Source organism: Mesorhizobium prunaredense, assembly GCF_900156895.1.
Taxonomy (GTDB): domain Bacteria; phylum Pseudomonadota; class Alphaproteobacteria; order Rhizobiales; family Rhizobiaceae; genus Mesorhizobium; species Mesorhizobium prunaredense.
The window spans coordinates 56,588-73,056 of sequence record NZ_FTPD01000003.1 but is presented as its reverse complement, the minus strand read 5'-3'; the positions used below and the strand labels follow the sequence as shown (position 1 = coordinate 73,056).

Sequence of the window (16,469 nt, the reverse complement as noted above, 5' to 3'; positions counted from 1 at the left end):
GTGCGCCACTTTAAGTGGAAATCAAGTTCATCGGTCCGCAACAAAACCGTTGTCCAATTGTCACGGGCGACACATATTGACTTTGCGAGAGCGCCCCTTTCGCCAACGACAAACGGGAGATGAAACATGAAGTTCTTCGGCTTCGCGGCCGGTGTTGCCGCCAGCTTGACCCTGCTTTCCACCACCTCCGCCTTCGCCGTCACGCAGATCAGCTGGTGGCACGCCATGACCGGCGCCAACGCCGAGGTCGTCGACAAGATCTCCAAGGATTTCAACGCCAGCCAGAGCGACTATGAACTGGTTCCGGTGTTCAAGGGCACCTATCCGGAGACGCTGAATGCCGGCATCGCCGCCTTCCGCGCTGGTCAGGCGCCCGACATTCTCCAGGTGTTCGATGTCGGCACCGGCGTGATGATGGCGGCCGAGGGTGCGATCAAGCCGGTGGCCGAGGTGATGACCGGTGTCGCAATGAGCTTCGACAAGAGCCAGTATCTGCCTGGCATCGTCGGCTATTATTCGAAGCCGGACGGCACCATGCTGTCCTTCCCCTACAACTCCTCCTCGCCGATCCTCTATTACAACAAGGACATCTTCCAGAAGGCCGGCCTCGACGTGAACAACCCGCCGAAGACCTGGAACGAGGTGTGGGAAGCTGCCAAGAAGATCAAGACGAGCGGCGCCGCCCCTTGTGGCTATACCTCGACCTGGCTGACCTGGATCCATCTGGAGAATTTTGCGGCATGGAATGATGTGTCGTGGGCGACCCAGCAGAACGGTCTGGCCGGCGGTGATGTCGAGCTCAAGATCAACGCGCCGATTTTCGTCAACCACTTCCAGGCGCTCGCAGACCTCGCCAAAGACGGCACCTTCAAATATGGCGGGCGTACCTCCGAAGCCAAGCAGATCTTCCTCGCCGGCGAATGCGGCATCTTCACCGAATCGTCGGGCGGCCTCGGCGACATCGTCAAGTCCGGCATGAACTATGGCATCGGCCAGCTTCCCTACGACAGCGACGCCAAGGGCGCGCCGCAGAACACCACGCCGGGCGGCGCCAGCCTGTGGGTGTTCGGCGACAAGTCGGACGAGCAATACAAGGGCGTCGCAGCCTTCTTCGCCTACCTGTCCAAGACCGATGTGCAGGAATATCTGCACCAGAAGTCGGGATACTTGCCGGTGACGCTCGCCGCCTACGAGGCAACCAAGAAATCGGGCTTCTATGACAAGAACCCCGGCCGTGAGACGCCCGTCCTGCAAATGACGGGCAAAGCGCCGACCGACAACTCGAAGGGCGTGCGCCTGCCGAACCTGCCGCAGGTGCGCGATATCCAGAACGAGGAGTTCGAGAAGATGCTGGCCGGCCAGCAGACCGCTCAGCAGGCGCTTGACAACGCGGTCACGCGCGGCAACGCCGCGATCAAGGAAGCGCTGGAGAACTGACGAGATTATCTCGGTGGTGTCGGTTTGAATATCGCCCACGCGAGCTCGCGTGGGCGTCTCCTGAGATAGCGAAGGGAATCAGCCTGTCTCCACGCGTCGTCTTTCCCAACAAGATCCTGCCCTACCTGCTGGTGGCGCCGCAACTCGCCATAACACTGGTTTTCTTCTACTGGCCGGCCGGTCAGGCGCTCTACCAGTCGATGCTCAGACAGGACCCGTTCGGGCTGAGGAGCCGGTTCGTCTGGTTTGCCAATTTCCGCAAGGTGCTGGCCGATCCGGCCTACCTCAACTCGATCCAAGTCACCGTAGTGTTCTCGCTTGCGACCGCGATCGTCGCGATGTGCGTGGCCCTGCTGCTTGCGGTCATGGCCGAGAAGGCGGTGCGCGGCAAAGGCCTCTACCGCACGCTGTTGATATGGCCTTATGCCGTGGCGCCGGCGATTGCCGGCATGCTGTGGCTGTTTCTGTTCAATCCTTCAATCGGCTCGTTGGCCTATTTGCTGCGAAGCCTCGGCATCGCCTGGGATCCGCTGCTCAACGGCACCCATGCCATGATCCTGCTGGTGTCGGCGGCTGCCTGGAAGCAGATCAGCTACAATTTCCTGTTCTTCGTCGCTGGCTTGCAGGCGGTGCCGAAAACGCTGATCGAGGCGGCGGCCATGGATGGCGCCGGCGAGACCAAGCGCTTTTGGACCATCGTCTTCCCGCTGCTCGCGCCGACCACCTTTTTCCTGTTGGTCGTCAACACCGTCTATGCCCTGTTCGACACGTTCGGCATCGTTCATGCCGTAACCGGCGGCGGGCCTGGCAAGACCACCGAGACCCTGGTCTACAAGGTCTACAATGACGGCTTCGTCAATCTGATCCTGGGTGACTCGGCGGCGCAGTCGGTCATCCTGATGGCAATCGTCATTGCGCTTACAGCCATCCAATTCCGCTACGTGGAACGCAAAGTCCACTACGGCTGAGGGCAGCGATGATCGGCCAGTCCCCGCTCCGCACCGTCATCGCCCATGCCGTGCTTATCCTCGGCATATTGATCGTGGCTTTCCCGATCTACTACACGTTCGTTGCCTCGACACACACGCTGCAAACCATCCTCAGGCCGCCGCTGCCGCTCTTGCCCGGCGGCCAGCTGTGGAACAACTACAGCGAGGCGCTGTTCGGCGGCATTGGCCGCATCGGCGGTGTCAGCGTCGGCCAACTGCTCCTCAACACCACGATCATGGCGCTTGGCGTTGCGGTGGGAAAGATCTGCATCTCGATCCTGTCGGCCTATGCGATCGTGTTCTTCCGCTTTCCCCTGCGCATGACCTTCTTCTGGCTGATCTTCATCACCTTGATGCTTCCGGTGGAGGTGCGCATCCTGCCGACCTACAAGGTAATGGTCGATCTCGGCATGATCGACACCTATGCCGGCCTGATCATACCGCTGATCGCCTCGGCCACCGCGACGCTGCTGTTCCGCCAGTTCTTCATGACCATACCGGGCGAATTGGTCGAGGCGGCACGTGTCGACGGTGCCGGGCCATGGCGCTTCTTCTTCGATATCCTCCTGCCATTGTCGCGCACCAACATCGCGGCGCTGTTCGTGATCCTCTTCATCTATGGCTGGACGCAGTATCTTTGGCCGCTGCTCGTCACCAACAGCAACGACATGAACACCATCGTCATCGCGCTGAAAAAGATGGTTTCCTTTGCCGATGCCGATACCGAATGGCACCTGGTCATGGTCACGGCGATGCTGGCCATTGTGCCGCCGATCCTGGTGGTGGCGCTGATGCAACGCTGGTTCGTGCGCGGCCTGGTCGAATCCGAAAAGTGAGAAGCTGATGGCGACCGTCGATCTGAAGGACGTGAAGAAGGTCTATCCCAGCGGCGTCGAAGCCGTGAAGGGGGTCTCCATCGCCATTCCCGACAAGGAGCTTTGCGTGCTGGTCGGCCCATCCGGCTGCGGCAAGTCGACGCTGCTTAGGATGATCGCCGGGTTGGAGACCATTTCCGCCGGCACGGTCGCCATCGACGGCAAGGTGGTCAACGCCATCGGCCCGACCGAGCGCGACATCGCCATGGTGTTCCAGAACTACGCGCTTTACCCGCATATGAAAGTCTATGACAACATGGCCTATGGCCTGCGCAATCGCGGCACGCCGAAGGACGAGATCGACAGCCGGGTGCGTTCGACCGCCAAGGTGCTGGAGCTTTCGGCGCTGCTCGACCGGCGGCCGCGCGAGCTTTCAGGCGGCCAGCGCCAGCGTGTCGCCATGGGCCGCGCCATCGTGCGCAATCCGAAAGTCTTCCTGTTCGATGAGCCGCTCAGCAATCTCGATGCCAAATTGCGCGGCCAGATGCGGGTCGAGATCAAGAATTTGCAGCGCACGCTCGGCGTCACCTCGGTCTATGTCACCCACGACCAGCTCGAGGCGATGACGCTGGCCGACATCCTTGTTGTCATGAACGCCGGGCTGGTCGAGCAAACGGGCGCGCCGCTCGACGTCTACGAAAGGCCGGCCTCGATCTTCGTCGCTTCCTTCATCGGCGCGCCGCCGATGAATCTCCTGGCGCTGACCGGAAGTTCCTCAGGCCCGATGCTGGCTGACGGCATCGCGATCGGCTTTGCGGCTCCCGGAACACAAGCCGTGACGCTGGGGTTTCGCCCTGAAGATGCCGACGTCACCTTCAATGCGGAGGCGCTGCCCGGTGCGCTCGTCCTGCCGGCGACAGTCGAAGCGGTCGAGCCGGTCGGTGCCGAAAGCTTTCTTCACTGCGCCGCAGCCGGCAGCCGTATCATCGTGCGCGTCTCGGGGCGCGCCACCGCAAAGCCCGGCGACCAGTTGCGTGTCGTGGCCAAAGCCGAAAAGCTGCACTGGTTCGATCAGGCTGGAAAGCGGGTCGAGTGAAGCCTGCCTGTCGGCCTGACTGGCGAACTGCGCCAGACGCAAGACCGTTCAGGCGAACACATGCGCCTTGCCCGACACCGTCAGCCGGACGATCTCGCCAACCACCGGTGTGTCCATGCCCGGCTTGCGCAGGACCAGTGGCGTGTTGCCGATCGCGGCTGCGTCCGGCGGATCGGGGCTGTTCAAGAGCCGCACCGCGATGGTGCACATCGAGCCGGCGAATTCGGACTCCGTGACTTCGCCGAACAGCATGTCCGGCGTGCCCGACATGCCTTCGCGCGATGTCCGTTTCAAAAGCACCTGTTCCGGCCGCAGCATGATGCGGACGAGATCACGCCGCTCGGTGCTGTCGACGGCGATGCGGCCGAGCGGCGAGCTGGCGAAACCGTCCGCGATCCTGGCCGGCAGGATGATGGCGTCGCCAAGGAATTCGGCGACCATCCGGTCTTTCGGCTTGAGATAAAGCTCGCGCGGCGTGCCGACCTGCGAGAATTTGCCGTCGCGCATCACCGCGACCTGGCTGGCAAAGGACAGCGCCTCGGCCTGGTCGTGCGTGACCAGGATCGTGGTGATGCCGGCGGTCTCCAGAAGCTCGGCCACCGCCTTGCGCATCGAGGCGCGCAGGCCGGTGTCGAGCGCCGAGAACGGCTCGTCGAGCAGCATCAGCCGCGGCTTCATGGCCATGGCGCGGGCCAGCGCCACACGCTGCTGCTGGCCGCCTGAGAGCTCGTGCGGCCGCCGTTTCAGGATCGCCTTGTCGAGCCCGACGATATAGGCGAGCTCGACGATACGCTCGGTGCGCTTGTCCTCGTGATGTCGCATGCCGAAACCGATATTGGCGGCGATGCTCAGATGCGGGAACAGGGCGCCGTCCTGCGCCACCACGCCGATGCCGCGCCGATATGCCGGCACGGCGGCGCCGCCATTGGCCAGCACCTCGCCGTCGAGCACGATGCGGCCCTGGTCCGGCGCTTCGAAGCCGGCGATCAGCCGCAGCAAGGTCGTCTTGCCGCAGCCGGACGGCCCGACGATCGCCGTTCGGCTGCCGCTGGCCACGCTGAGGTCGACGCCGGCCAGTGCGGCCACCGGGCCGTAGTGCTTGTGCACATCGGTGAGTTCGAGGAAGCTCATCGTCCGGCCATCCGCTTCGACTGGACGTAGAGCAGCCAGGTCAGCGGCAGCGACATCGCCACCATGATGAGCGCGTAGGGTGCGGCGGACGCATAGTCGATCTCGCCGCTGTGGGCCCAGAACGCCATCGCCAGCGTGCGGGTGCCGTTGGGCGCCAGCATCTGGGTGGCGGTCAATTCGTTCATGATGCCGAGCGCCACCAGTGCCATCCCCGCCGCGGCACCCGGCGCCGACAGGCGGATCGTCGTCGACCACAGCGCCTTGAGCGGTGACCGGCCGAGACTGGCGGCGGCGCGTTCGAGCTCGACCGGCGCCTGCGCGATCGACGCTCGCAGGCTGATCAGGGCGCGCGGCAGGAACATCAGCGCATAGGCAACAAGGATCGTGAACAGGGTCTGATAGAGCGGCAGAGCAATGCGCACCGTGATGGTGACCAGCGCCAGCGCCACGACGACGCCGGGCAGCGATCCGACGATGTAGTTGCAGCCCTCTAGAAGGCGCTGCAGCGGCCCCGGCGCGCGGATCGAGATCCATGCCATCGGCATGGCGGCGATAGTGGCGAGCAGCGCGCCGGCGAGCGCCAGGAACAGGGTCTGGCCGAGCGCCAGGCCGATCTCATCGAGGCGCCAGACATTGGCGCCGCCGGCCACAAGCCAACGGCCGACGGTGACGAACGGCACGCCGAGCGCCAGCAAGGTGGTGACGACCGGCAGCAGCAGGCAGGGGATCGTGGCGCGGCCAAGCCTTGTGCGTTGCTGCTGCCGCGCGGCGCCCGAGCCGACGCGGGCATAGCGCTCCTCGCCGCGCACCAGCACTTCGATCCCGAGCAGCACGAAACAGCATGTCACCAGCACCGCCGCCAGCATGTTGGCGGCGGGGCCGTTGAAGGTCGACTGGAACTGGTCGACGATCGCCGTGGTGAAGGTATCGAAGCGGATGAACACGTAGAGCCCGTACTCGGCCAGGAGATGCAGGCCGACCAGCAGCGAGCCGCCGCAGATGGCGAGCCTGAGTTGCGGCAGCACGACCCGCCGGAACACGCGCCATGGCCCGAGGCCGACGGCTGCCGCGGCATCTTCGAGAGCAGGATCGAGCCGGCGCAAGGCTGCCGCCACCGGCAGATAGAGGAACGGGAAATAGGCGACGACGGAAACCAGGACGCCGGCCCACAGCCCGTGCAGCCCCGGCACCACGGTGATCCAGGCGTAGCTGTGGACGAAGGCCGGGATGGCGAGCGGCGCCACCGACAGCCAGGCCCACAGCCGGGCACCGGGAAGGCTGCTGCGTTCGGTCAGCCAGGCCAGCGCCACCGAGAGCACGATGCAGATCGGTACCGCCAGCACCACCAAAAGCAGGGTGTTGACCAGGAGCTCACCGACACGTGGCCGGAAGACCAGTGCCGATACGGTTTCCCAGCCGGTCTGCACGGCAATCCAGATGATGAAGGCGAGCGGCAGCAGCGAGAACAGTGAGACCAGGATGGCGGCGAGCGAAATCCAGGATATCGGCCGCCGGCGCGTCCATTGCCCAGCCACCATGCCGGTCGGTGAACGTGCAAGGTCGGCCGCAGACCGCATCAACTCAGACGCCGAGCCGTTGCCGCCCGGTGGCGGAAACGATCGAACGGCCGCAAACACGGCCAAGAATGCAGTCTGTCGTCATGGACGAATGCCACCTCGAAAAACAGAGCGCTCCTGCGGAAAGCGAATTCCCGCAGAAGCGCAGTCGGTTGCCGTTTTAGGACGAACGCGAACTAAAGCAAGCCGGCTGCCGTCATCAGGTCGGTCACCTTCTTGGAGTTCAGCGTCGTCGCATCGACCTTCGGCGCCTGCAGATCGGCCAGCGGCACCAGCGCCGGATTGGACTCCGCGCCCTTGCCGACCGCGTATTCAAAGGAATTGCCGGTCTTCAGCACGTCCTGACCACCCTTGCCGGTCACCCATTTCAGGAAGGCCTGAGCTTCCTTCGGGTGCTTGCTGGAGGCCAGCACGCCACCGCCGGAAACCGAGACGAAGGCGCCTGGATCCTGGTTCTTCATATAGTGGAGCCCGACGTTGTTGCTGTTCTCGCCGGTCTTGGCCTGGTCGCCGTAGTAATAATAGTGATAGATCACGCCGCCATCGACCTCGCCGGTATTGACCGCCTTCATCACCGTGCTGTTGCCTTTGTAGGCGGTGAAGTTCTCCTTCATCGCCTTCAGCCAGTCGGCCGTTGCGGCCTCACCCTTGAGCTGCAAAAGCGCGCTGACGATCGCCTGGAAATCGGCGCCGGACGGCGAAGCGGCCCAGCGTCCCTTCCAGCTCGGATCGGCGAGTTCAAGCAGCGATTTGGGCAACTGCTCGGCGGTCAGCTTGGTCTTGTTGTAGGCAAAGACGGTGCTGCGCGCGGCGATGCCCACCCACTTGCCGCTGGCCGCCTGGTATTCCTTGGGAATCTGCGCCAGCGTGTCGGCGTCGACCGGCGCGAACAGGCCTGATGACTCGACCAGCACCATGGCGGGCGAGTTTTCCGTCAGGAACACGTCGGCCGGCGAGGCGGCGCCTTCGGCGACGATCTGGTTGGAAAAATCGCTGTCGCCACCGTGGCGAACGGTGACCTTGATGCCGGTTTCCTTGGTGAAACCTTCCACCCAGGCATTGGTCAGGCTCTCATGCTGGGCATTGTAGACGACGATGCCGCCGTCTTGGGCCATAACCGGGCTGGCGATCAGGCTGATTGCAAGTGCTGTGACTCCGGCAAGGGCGGAAAGAGCTTGTTTCATCGACGTCATCCCGCTCGGTCTCGATGGTCTCTGATTTAGCATGGCTGCACCTATCAATTCATGACCGGTGTAGTCAACATTGATGAGCTGCGCAATCGGGCGCCGGAGGTGAAACCTTCGTGATGTTCCCATATTTGGCTTGGACATTATTTCGCCAGCACGTAACAAATCAGCGCCGAGGCGCGAATATCGGGGAGTGAACTCTTGTGACCGGCAAGGACGAGGCCGAGCTTTCCCGGCTGATGCAGGCCGCGATCGCCGGAGATGAAAAAGCTTACGCCGATTTTCTGCGCCGGACGGCTGCTCTCGTTCGCGGCGTTATCAGGCGCAAGATCGTTCAGGGCGGGGTCGATCCCGAGGATGTCGTGCAGGAAACCTTGCTGGCCATTCATGTGAAACGGCATACCTGGCGGCAGGATTTACCTGTGCTGCCCTGGGTCTACGCCATCGCGCGCTTCAAGCTGATCGACGCCTTTCGACGGCGCGGCCGGCGCATCGAGATCGAGATCGACGAGATCGCCGAGACCTTCGCCGAACCGGAGGCCGAGACGGTCAGCGGGCGCGACATCAACCGGGCCCTGGATGGCCTGCCGCCGGCGCAGCGTTCCGTGGTTTCGTCGGTGTCGGTCGAAGGCCGTTCCATTGGTGAAACGGCAGCGAAGTTCGGCATCAGCGAGACGGCGGTGCGCGTGTCGCTGCATCGTGGTCTCGCAGCCATTGCCAAACGGTTCGGGGCCAAACAATTCGGGCGGGCCAAACAGTTCAAGCGGGAATGACATGAGGACTGACGATCTCATCAAGGCGCTCGACGCCGATGCCCGCAGCACGGCGATGCCGCTTGGCTCGGCCTGGTGGATAGGCGCAGGTGCGGCTACGCTGATCGCGGCGGCGGTTTTCTGGCTGGCGATCGGTCCGCGCACCGACATCGCGACCGCCATGTATACGACGCGTTTCGTTGCCAAGTTCGTGTTCACGATGGCTCTGGCGGTCAGTGCCTTCGCCTTGAGCCGCGCCCTGTCGACACCCGGTGCAGCGACGAGCAGAGCGGCGGCCTGGATGGTTGCCGCACCGCTGCTGGTGGGCGTAGCGGTGGGTCTGGAACTCCTTTCCGTGCCTGCGGCCGACTGGGGCCGGCGGCTGGTCGGCAGCAACATGGTTATCTGCCTGAGCTTCATTCCGCTGATCGGCATCGGTCCGCTTGCCGTCTTCCTGGCGGTGCTGCGTTATGGCGCCCCGACGCGGCCGGTGCTTGCCGGAGCCGTGGCGGGCCTGCTCGCCGGCGGGCTGGCGGCAACCTTCTATGCCGCGCACTGCTTCGACGATTCGCCGCTTTTCGTCGCCACCTGGTATACGATCGCGATTGCCATCCTCGCCGCGCTCGGCGCGCTCGGCGGGCGGCTTTTCGTGCGCTGGTAGCGACTGCCTGCGATCGGAGACCGTGATGCTATAAGGTCAAAACTCATTCATTTCTGAACGACTTGGTTTGACCCGTTGCAGAAGTTCGTTCGCCCGTGCCGATTCACGCCCTTGACCCAATCTCGACCTTCCCGAACCGATCTTCTTCAATGCCGACCTGGGCGCAGCCAACGCTCATGACCCTGAGCGGCCGTTCCAGTGGCATTGCCGGTAAGCCACTAGTGTCGGTAAGCCATTAGTTGCCGGTATGCCGTTGAATCGTGTAGTATCGACGTTTTCCGGAGACGGCATGTCCGAGGAGCGGGTTGAGCGCCGTCTGGCGGCGATCCTGGCTGCCGACGTGGTAGGCTACAGTCGCCTGATGGAAGCAAATGAAGAGCGAACGCTCGGCGCGCTTCGCCAGCATCGCCGCGAGTTCTTCGATCCCACTGTAGCCAAGCATGGCGGGCGCATCTTCAAGGTGATGGGCGACGGCTTGCTTGTCGAGTTCGGCAGCGTTCTCAACGCCGCCCGTTGTGCCGTAGAAATCCAGCGCGGGATGGTAGAGCGCAACGCCGGGATCCCGGAAGGCCGCCATTTCAAGTTTCGGATGGGCATCAATCTCGGCGATCTTATCGTCGACGGCGACGATTTTTACGGCGACGGCGTGAACATGGCAGTCCGGTTGCAAGGTCTCGCCGTACCCGGCGGCATTGCCTGTTCGGAGGCGGTACGCCACGAGGTCGGCAACAAACTCGACCTGGACTTCGCCGATCAGGGTGCCAGGACGGTGAAGAACATGTCCCATCCGGTGCATGTCTATTTCGCCAATTGGGGGAATGTCGCCTCGCGCAACGAAATGCGGACCGGCGAGATTGGGACGCGCCCCGACAAGCCTTCGGTGGCCGTCCTGCCCTTCGCCAATATGAGCAACGATCCCGACCAGGAGTTCTTCAGCGACGGCATCACCGAGGACATCATCACGGACCTGTCCAACGTTTCGGGCCTCTTCGTGCTCAGCCGCAACACCGTCTTCGCCTGCAAGCGCCGCGCCCTGAACCTGGAACACATCGCCAGTGAACTCGGTGTCGCCTATGTGGTCGAGGGAAGCGTCCGCAAAGCCGGGAACCGCGTCAGGATCAATGCCGAACTGACCGAAGGGGCGAGCGACGGCCACGTCTGGGCCGCCCGCTACGACCGCGACCTCACCGATATCTTCGCCGTGCAGGACGAGATCGCCAAGGCAATCGTCGAGCAGCTCAAGGTCAAACTCCTTCCCGAGGAGAAGAAGGCGATCGAGCAAGCGCCGACCGAGAATGTGGAAGCCTATACGCATTATCTGAGAGGCCGCGAGTATTATCACATCGCGTCGAAGGCAAACCACCTGATGGCAAGGCAAAGTTTCGCCAGGGCTATCGAACTCGACCCGAGCTATGCTCGAGCCTATGCCGGCATCGCGGTCTGCAACACGCGGCTCCGCTCGCAATTTGGCTTCGACATTCAGGTCGAGGATATTCTGGCAACCACTGCAAAGGCGTTGGCTATCGACCCCAATCTGCCAGAAGCGTATGCGGCCATGGGGCACGCCCTTTCGGGCGCTGGTCGCCGCGCCGAGTCAGTTGCCGCCTTCGAGCGGGCTTTGGCCATCGATCCTAACTGCCATGAGGCCAATCGGTACTATGCCGAGTTCTGCGTGACCCAGGGTCAGTTCGAACTGGCAGCAACGTATTTCCTGAGGGCAATGGAGATCAAGCCGACGGACTATGGTGCGCCGGTTATGCTCGTGAACGTCTTCCGCTCGCTCGGGCAGAACGATCAAGCCGAAAACTATGCGCGGATCGCGATAGAGAAGGCCGAGGAGGAGCTAAGGCTCCACCCGGAGAATGCCAATGTCGGATGCCTTGGCGCGATCATGCTCGCCTTCCTCGGTGAGCACGATCGAGCATTGGCATGGCTCGAGCGCTCCCTTGCGACCGAAACCGGCGACATAAATATCCAGTACAATGCCGCCTGCACCTATGCGCTGCTGGGCGAGAGCGACCGGTCGATCGACCTGCTGGAGGCCTGGTTGCCTCAGGTCGGCACGGAAATGAAGCTGTGGTTCAAGAACGATTCCGATTTCGAGCCCATTCGCGGCCACCCGCGCTACCCCAGGCTGATAGAACTCACGGAATAGGGCGGGGCCGGCGCGCGTTCGCAGACCCGACAAACAGAAAGACTTACGCTGCTTACGAAGTTCTCGCCAAGCAACGAAGATTAATTTATGCTGAGCTAATATAGGTCGTGGGGTACTGGGATGGCGACCCGGTTCAGGCTCTTTGTCCAGCCTCCGTTCGAGGACGCTCGAGCGTGCCCTGAAATCGTCACGGTTTCATCGCCGCTCGGAAGCGTCGGTGTCGGCCCGTCTGACGATCGAATGTATGTCGTGGAGCCGGTCGGCAAGACCATGCCCTATGGCGTGAACCGCGCGCCCTTGGGAACGCCGTTTATCTATCTGCCGCCGTGGACAGGAAATATCCTCGCGCCGGCAGTGCCCGACGAGCGCGGCAATTTCGATCACTACCAGCCATCGATGCCCGGCTTCGAGGCCGCGCATCTCTTCGGCTCCGTGCGGTTCACGCTCGATGTGTGGGAACGCTATCTCGGCCAGTCGGTTGCATGGCATTTCCGCGATCACCATGAGCGTCTGGAAATCTCGATTCTGCCGACGTGGAACAATGCGCAGTTCGGCTACGGCTATCTCGAAGTGGGCAGCCAGTTCGAGACGGACGGAAGTATCCTCCCTTTCAGCCTCGACTTCGACATCGTCGCCCACGAGGTCGGCCACGCTATAGCCTTCGCCGTGCTGGGCGTGCCGGGCCTGGGCAAAGAGTTCCCCGAATATGTCGGCTTCCAGGAAGCCTTCTCCGACTGCGTGTCGCTGATCGCCGCCATGCATTTCCCGTCGGTGATCAACAATGTGCTGGACGAGACGCGCGGCAACCTCTATCTCGCCAACCGTCTCGCGCGCTTTTCGGAATTTTCGCCGCATAGCCAGATAAGGTTGGCGAACAACCAGCGGACGATGGCCGAATTCGTTCACGGTTGGAAGAACGAGCATGACCTGTCGGAGCCGCTCACCGGCGCGATATTCGACATTCTGGTCGATATCTTTCACGAGAGCCTGGTGGCTCGCGGCCTGATCTCGCCCGAGGTCGAGAATCTCGCCGATGTCGCCGAAGCCGATCCGGCTGCCCGGGCGCCGCTGCAGGACGCCTTCGACCGCGCTTTCGCCCGCCGGACTGACGGCTTCCGCGAGGCGCTGCTCGATGCGCGCGACGTCGTCGGGATGTATCTCGCCGAAACGCTGTGGGCTCTTGGGCCTGATTTTCTGGACTATGGAGATGTCGCGACGGCGATGCTCGCCGTCGACGAGGTCGAGACGGGGGGTGAGTTCGCAAGGCTCATCGATCGCAATTTCAGGCGTCGGGGCATCGGCGAGCTGCACGCTGGCAGGCGGATCAACAATAGGCCGCGCCGCGGTCATTCCCATTCGGCGCGCACCTTGCTGCCGAGAGATATATCTAATTTTCCGAAGATGAGTTATCGAGAAAGAGTTCTGTTAGCGAGGTCGATGTCTAGCTAGATAATAATGAGTGGAGAGGAAGATGTCAGATAATGAAACACTACTTGGCGTATCGTCTGTATATCTGTTTGGTCGGCTGCTTGAAGACGTGATTTTGAAAGGAGGCGGCATAAACGGTAACTTGCAGGTACCAAGACTAGGAAACAACAATTTTCTGCGACGCCAGCTCGAACATGTTGCTGGTCCCGCTGGGAAGGAAGACCCTGACGCGCGTTTGGCACGGATTTTTTCTTTTTCCTTTGAAGGAGCATTTTATGAACTGGCTCCGCCAGCGATTTTTCTCGTCCATGGGGCTGGCCTCGACCCCGACGACCCTCCCCCGACCGATGCCGACAACGAAGTTGCGTACAAAAGACTGTCCCGAGTTCCCGGCTCCAGTGCGCGAACGGGTCTCGGCTTTCAGATTGGGGCTTTCTCCAAGGACATGAAAGTATGGATTTACGACAAGAGCGACCATTCGCTCAGGTTGGACGCAGAGACGGGGTCACTCGAGCAAATCCTGTTATCTGGAGAGGCCTATGGCGGAGGCATGGGCAGGTCGGGCGGAGGCATGGGTAGATCGGGCGGCGGCATGGGCAGATCCGGTGGCGGCATGGGTAGATCGGGCGGCGTGATGGCAAGATCAAGCGGATGGACGCCACGAAAACCAGGTGATCTCGATTGATCTCGTCGAACATCAGGCAGGAACAAGGGAGGAACTTCATATGGCTGTAGAGATAGATTATCTGGAAGAAAGCCCTGTTGGAATCGTCAGGGGGGCATTGGATACTTTGACATTGTTGGCGATGAGCTTCTGACGGCCAACTTGGAATTCTACGCCTCATTCGATCAGGCTGGCGCGCAACCGGACGATCAAATTGAAGTCTATGTCGATGATTCGAAGACAGCAAGTGAAACAAGACTGCCGATGATTGCTGAGGCGACTGAAAAAGCGGACAACGATGCGAATAAGGTACGCTGGGTTGTGATCAAATTGAGTGGAAATATAGAGGGCGCCGCACAAGGTTTAATAGTCATTTAGAGAGGCCTTCGGCGGTCGGCGAGCAAACGAGCAAGGATCGGCCCGATGCGGTCTTCGATCCGCGGCCACGAAGCTGTCGACAAAACAGCAGCATGGTCTTCACTCAGCGCGACCGCGCGCTGGCTCGTATCGCCGGTCAGCGCGTCGGAACGGGATGCTCGCCGCGATAGTCGTAGAAGCCGCGTCCGGTCTTGCGGCCGAGCCAGCCGGCCTCGACATATTTCACCAGCAGCGGGCAGGGGCGGTATTTCGAATCCGACAGGCCGTCATGCAGCACCTGCATGATCGACAGGCAGGTGTCGAGGCCGATGAAATCGGCAAGCTGCAGCGGTCCCATCGGATGGTTGGCGCCGAGCCGCATGGCGGTGTCGATCGCGTCGACCGAGCCGACGCCTTCATAGAGCGTGTAGATCGCCTCGTTGATCATCGGCAGCAGGATGCGGTTGACGATGAAGGCCGGAAAATCCTCCGAGACGGTGATCGTCTTCTCGAGATGGTTCACATAGGCCTTTGCCGCTTCGAAGGTCTGGTCCTCGGTGGCGATGCCGCGCACCAGTTCGACCAGCTTCATCACTGGAACCGGATTCATGAAATGGATGCCGATGAAACGCTCCGGCCTGTCGGTCTGCGCGGCGAGACGTGTGATCGAGATCGACGAGGTGTTCGTCGCCAGGATGGCTTCCGGATTGAGCTGCGGACAGAGCTGGGCGTAGATCTTGCGCTTGACCGTCTCGTCCTCGGTCGCTGCCTCGATTACCAGATCGGCACCGGCAAGGTCGGCCATGGTCGGTGCTGACGAAATGCGCGCCATCGCCTCGTTGCGCAGTTTTTCCTCGAGCTTGCCGGAGCCGACCTGGCGGGCCATGTTGCCGCTGATCGTGGCGATGCCCTTTTCGATGCGCTCGGGCGAGATGTCGTAAACCAGCACCTTGTAGCCCGCCAGCGCGGACACATGGGCGATGCCGCCGCCCATCTGGCCCGCGCCGATGATGCCGATCGTCTCGATCTTGTTCATTACACCGATCCCGTCAAATGGCCTTTGCGGCCTGCTTTTTGTGCGGTGCAAACTAAAAGGGCGGGGCGACTTCGTCTACCCCGCCCTTCACAATTTAATACGCTTTGGCAGAAGGCGTCAAAGCGCCTTTTGCAGTTCCGGCAGAATGACGAAAAGGTCGCCGACGAGGCCGTAGTCGGCGACCTGGAAGATCGGCGCCTCCTCGTCCTTGTTGATGGCGACGATGACCTTCGAATCCTTCATGCCGGCAAGATGCTGGATGGCGCCGGAGATGCCGACGGCGATGTAGAGATCGGGTGCGACCACCTTGCCGGTCTGGCCGACCTGCCAGTCGTTCGGCGCATAGCCGGCATCGACAGCGGCACGCGAGGCGCCGACCGCGGCGCCGAGCTTGTCGGCGATCGGCAGGATGACTTCCTGGAACTTCTCCGAGGAGCCCAGCGCGCGGCCGCCCGAGATGATGATCCTGGCCGAAGTCAGCTCCGGACGGTCGGTCTCGGAAAGCTTGTTCTCGACGAAGCTCGACAGGCCGGGATTGACTGCTGCCTGAACCGTCTCGACCGGGGCTGAACCGCCCTCGGGTGCAGCCTGGAAGGAGGCGGTGCGCACGGTGATCACCTTCTTGGTGTCGCTCGACTGCACCGTCTGGATGGCGTTGCCGGCATAGATCGGCCGCTTGAAGGTATCGGGCGAGACAATCTCGATGATCTCCGACACCTGCGCGACATCGAGCAGGGCCGCCACGCGCGGCGCGACATTCTTGCCCGACGAGGTCGCCGGCGCGACGATCGTGTCATAGGCATCGGCGATGCCGACGACGAGCGCCGCCAGCGGTTCGGCGAGACGCTCGGTGAGTTCGTCGGCTTCGGCGAGCAGCACCTTGCTCACGCCCTTGAGCTTGGCGGCGGCGTCCGCTGCCGGCTTGGCGCCGTTGCCGGCGACCAGCACATGCACGTCGGAGCCGATCTGCAGTGCCGCCGAAAGCGCCTTGGCGGTCTGGTCGGAAAGCGTCGCATTGTCGTGTTCGGCAATCAGAAGAATTGTCATCTCTCTATTCCTTGATCCACTTTAGTGGGGACGTCTCGAATTCATGTCAGGCCGAGTCGAAAACGGTTGGGTTCGAGAACCGGAGCGGAGCGTACTTCGGTCCGTGAGCCTAGGTGAGCGGAGAACCCTGCCGTTTG

At 62.2% G+C, this 16,469-nt stretch carries 16 protein-coding genes; 11 read left to right on the top strand and 5 right to left on the bottom strand.

The annotated features are described in order from the left end of the window. Positions 1 to 126: 126 nt before the first annotated feature. The 4 genes from ugpB to BQ8794_RS02910 all read left to right on the top strand — a co-directional run bounded on the left by ugpB (position 127) and on the right by BQ8794_RS02910 (position 4,337). A complete protein-coding gene (ugpB, locus tag BQ8794_RS02925) occupies positions 127 to 1,437 on the top strand; it encodes a sn-glycerol-3-phosphate ABC transporter substrate-binding protein UgpB (RefSeq protein ID WP_077372875.1) in 1,311 nt (436 codons plus the stop codon). An 83-nt stretch (positions 1,438 to 1,520) separates the two neighbouring features. Continuing rightward, the gene (gene ugpA, locus BQ8794_RS02920) at positions 1,521 to 2,405 is read left to right on the top strand and encodes a sn-glycerol-3-phosphate ABC transporter permease UgpA (protein ID WP_077372872.1); all 885 of its coding nucleotides are present in this window, start codon (positions 1,521 to 1,523) and stop codon (positions 2,403 to 2,405) included. An 8-nt stretch (positions 2,406 to 2,413) separates the two neighbouring features. Further along, the gene (gene ugpE / locus BQ8794_RS02915; protein WP_077372869.1) at positions 2,414 to 3,262 is read left to right on the top strand and encodes a sn-glycerol-3-phosphate ABC transporter permease UgpE; all 849 of its coding nucleotides are present in this window, start codon (positions 2,414 to 2,416) and stop codon (positions 3,260 to 3,262) included. A gap of 7 nt (positions 3,263 to 3,269) precedes the next feature. Further along, a complete protein-coding gene (locus BQ8794_RS02910) occupies positions 3,270 to 4,337 on the top strand; it encodes a sn-glycerol-3-phosphate import ATP-binding protein UgpC (protein WP_077372866.1) in 1,068 nt (355 codons plus the stop codon). Positions 4,338 to 4,385: 48 nt separating this feature from the next. On the opposite strand, the gene BQ8794_RS02905 is transcribed toward BQ8794_RS02910, so the two are convergent. The 3 genes from BQ8794_RS02905 to BQ8794_RS02895 form a co-directional block, all read right to left on the bottom strand. Further along, positions 4,386 to 5,468, bottom strand: a complete 1,083-nt coding sequence (locus BQ8794_RS02905; protein WP_077372863.1) for an ABC transporter ATP-binding protein — start codon at positions 5,466 to 5,468, stop codon at positions 4,386 to 4,388. Further along, the gene (locus BQ8794_RS02900; protein ID WP_167378605.1) at positions 5,465 to 7,045 is read right to left on the bottom strand and encodes an ABC transporter permease; all 1,581 of its coding nucleotides are present in this window, start codon (positions 7,043 to 7,045) and stop codon (positions 5,465 to 5,467) included. Before BQ8794_RS02900 ends, BQ8794_RS02905 begins: the two co-directional genes overlap by 4 nt. Positions 7,046 to 7,221: 176 nt before the next feature. Next, the gene (locus BQ8794_RS02895; protein WP_077373319.1) at positions 7,222 to 8,229 is read right to left on the bottom strand and encodes an iron ABC transporter substrate-binding protein; all 1,008 of its coding nucleotides are present in this window, start codon (positions 8,227 to 8,229) and stop codon (positions 7,222 to 7,224) included. Positions 8,230 to 8,435: 206 nt separating this feature from the next. Here BQ8794_RS02895 and BQ8794_RS02890 point away from each other — a divergent pair, with 206 nt between their 5' ends. The 7 genes from BQ8794_RS02890 to BQ8794_RS02865 all read left to right on the top strand — a co-directional run bounded on the left by BQ8794_RS02890 (position 8,436) and on the right by BQ8794_RS02865 (position 14,270). Next, on the top strand, positions 8,436 to 9,005 hold the full coding sequence (locus BQ8794_RS02890; protein ID WP_077372857.1) for a sigma-70 family RNA polymerase sigma factor: 570 nt from the start codon (positions 8,436 to 8,438) through the stop codon (positions 9,003 to 9,005). 1 nt (position 9,006) lies between these two features. Beyond that, positions 9,007 to 9,645, top strand: a complete 639-nt coding sequence (locus BQ8794_RS02885; RefSeq protein WP_077372854.1) for an NrsF family protein — start codon at positions 9,007 to 9,009, stop codon at positions 9,643 to 9,645. A 289-nt stretch (positions 9,646 to 9,934) separates the two neighbouring features. Beyond that, positions 9,935 to 11,800: an adenylate/guanylate cyclase domain-containing protein gene (locus tag BQ8794_RS02880; RefSeq protein WP_077372851.1), complete on the top strand. Its 1,866-nt coding sequence runs from the start codon at positions 9,935 to 9,937 to the stop codon at positions 11,798 to 11,800. A gap of 120 nt (positions 11,801 to 11,920) precedes the next feature. Beyond that, on the top strand, positions 11,921 to 13,249 hold the full coding sequence (locus BQ8794_RS02875; RefSeq protein WP_077372848.1) for a gluzincin family metallopeptidase: 1,329 nt from the start codon (positions 11,921 to 11,923) through the stop codon (positions 13,247 to 13,249). Positions 13,250 to 13,271: 22 nt separating this feature from the next. Further along, positions 13,272 to 13,913: a hypothetical protein gene (locus tag BQ8794_RS02870; RefSeq protein WP_077373317.1), complete on the top strand. Its 642-nt coding sequence runs from the start codon at positions 13,272 to 13,274 to the stop codon at positions 13,911 to 13,913. Further along, a complete protein-coding gene (locus BQ8794_RS35435; protein WP_167378604.1) occupies positions 13,900 to 14,046 on the top strand; it encodes a hypothetical protein in 147 nt (48 codons plus the stop codon). The genes BQ8794_RS02870 and BQ8794_RS35435 overlap by 14 nt, the downstream gene beginning before the upstream one ends. An 8-nt stretch (positions 14,047 to 14,054) precedes the next feature. Further along, positions 14,055 to 14,270: a hypothetical protein gene (locus BQ8794_RS02865; protein ID WP_077372845.1), complete on the top strand. Its 216-nt coding sequence runs from the start codon at positions 14,055 to 14,057 to the stop codon at positions 14,268 to 14,270. A gap of 136 nt (positions 14,271 to 14,406) precedes the next feature. Here BQ8794_RS02865 and BQ8794_RS02860 read toward each other — a convergent pair whose 3' ends face one another. Further along, positions 14,407 to 15,285 (bottom strand): 3-hydroxybutyryl-CoA dehydrogenase, encoded by an 879-nt coding sequence (locus BQ8794_RS02860; protein WP_023797239.1) that lies wholly within the window; start codon positions 15,283 to 15,285, stop codon positions 14,407 to 14,409. A 117-nt stretch (positions 15,286 to 15,402) separates the two neighbouring features. Further along, complete coding sequence (locus tag BQ8794_RS02855; RefSeq protein ID WP_077372842.1) at positions 15,403 to 16,332, bottom strand: electron transfer flavoprotein subunit alpha/FixB family protein; 930 nt, start codon at positions 16,330 to 16,332, stop codon at positions 15,403 to 15,405. Positions 16,333 to 16,469: the final 137 nt, after the last annotated feature.

Excerpts from the sequence above, each read along its gene's own strand:
- ugpB (WP_077372875.1), top strand. The coding sequence starts at position 127 with ATGAAGTTCTTCGGCTTCGCGGCCGGTGTTGCCGCCAGCTTGACCCTG.
- ugpE (WP_077372869.1), top strand. The coding sequence starts at position 2,414 with ATGATCGGCCAGTCCCCGCTCCGCACCGTCATCGCCCATGCCGTGCTT.
- BQ8794_RS02910 (WP_077372866.1), top strand. The coding sequence starts at position 3,270 with ATGGCGACCGTCGATCTGAAGGACGTGAAGAAGGTCTATCCCAGCGGC.
- BQ8794_RS02905 (WP_077372863.1), bottom strand. The coding sequence starts at position 5,468 with ATGAGCTTCCTCGAACTCACCGATGTGCACAAGCACTACGGCCCGGTG.
- BQ8794_RS02900 (WP_167378605.1), bottom strand. The coding sequence starts at position 7,045 with ATGCGGTCTGCGGCCGACCTTGCACGTTCACCGACCGGCATGGTGGCT.
- BQ8794_RS02895 (WP_077373319.1), bottom strand. The coding sequence starts at position 8,229 with ATGAAACAAGCTCTTTCCGCCCTTGCCGGAGTCACAGCACTTGCAATC.
- BQ8794_RS02885 (WP_077372854.1), top strand. The coding sequence starts at position 9,007 with ATGAGGACTGACGATCTCATCAAGGCGCTCGACGCCGATGCCCGCAGC.
- BQ8794_RS02880 (WP_077372851.1), top strand. The coding sequence starts at position 9,935 with ATGTCCGAGGAGCGGGTTGAGCGCCGTCTGGCGGCGATCCTGGCTGCC.
- BQ8794_RS02875 (WP_077372848.1), top strand. The coding sequence starts at position 11,921 with ATGGCGACCCGGTTCAGGCTCTTTGTCCAGCCTCCGTTCGAGGACGCT.
- BQ8794_RS02870 (WP_077373317.1), top strand. The coding sequence starts at position 13,272 with ATGTCAGATAATGAAACACTACTTGGCGTATCGTCTGTATATCTGTTT.
- BQ8794_RS02860 (WP_023797239.1), bottom strand. The coding sequence starts at position 15,285 with ATGAACAAGATCGAGACGATCGGCATCATCGGCGCGGGCCAGATGGGC.
- BQ8794_RS02855 (WP_077372842.1), bottom strand. The coding sequence starts at position 16,332 with ATGACAATTCTTCTGATTGCCGAACACGACAATGCGACGCTTTCCGAC.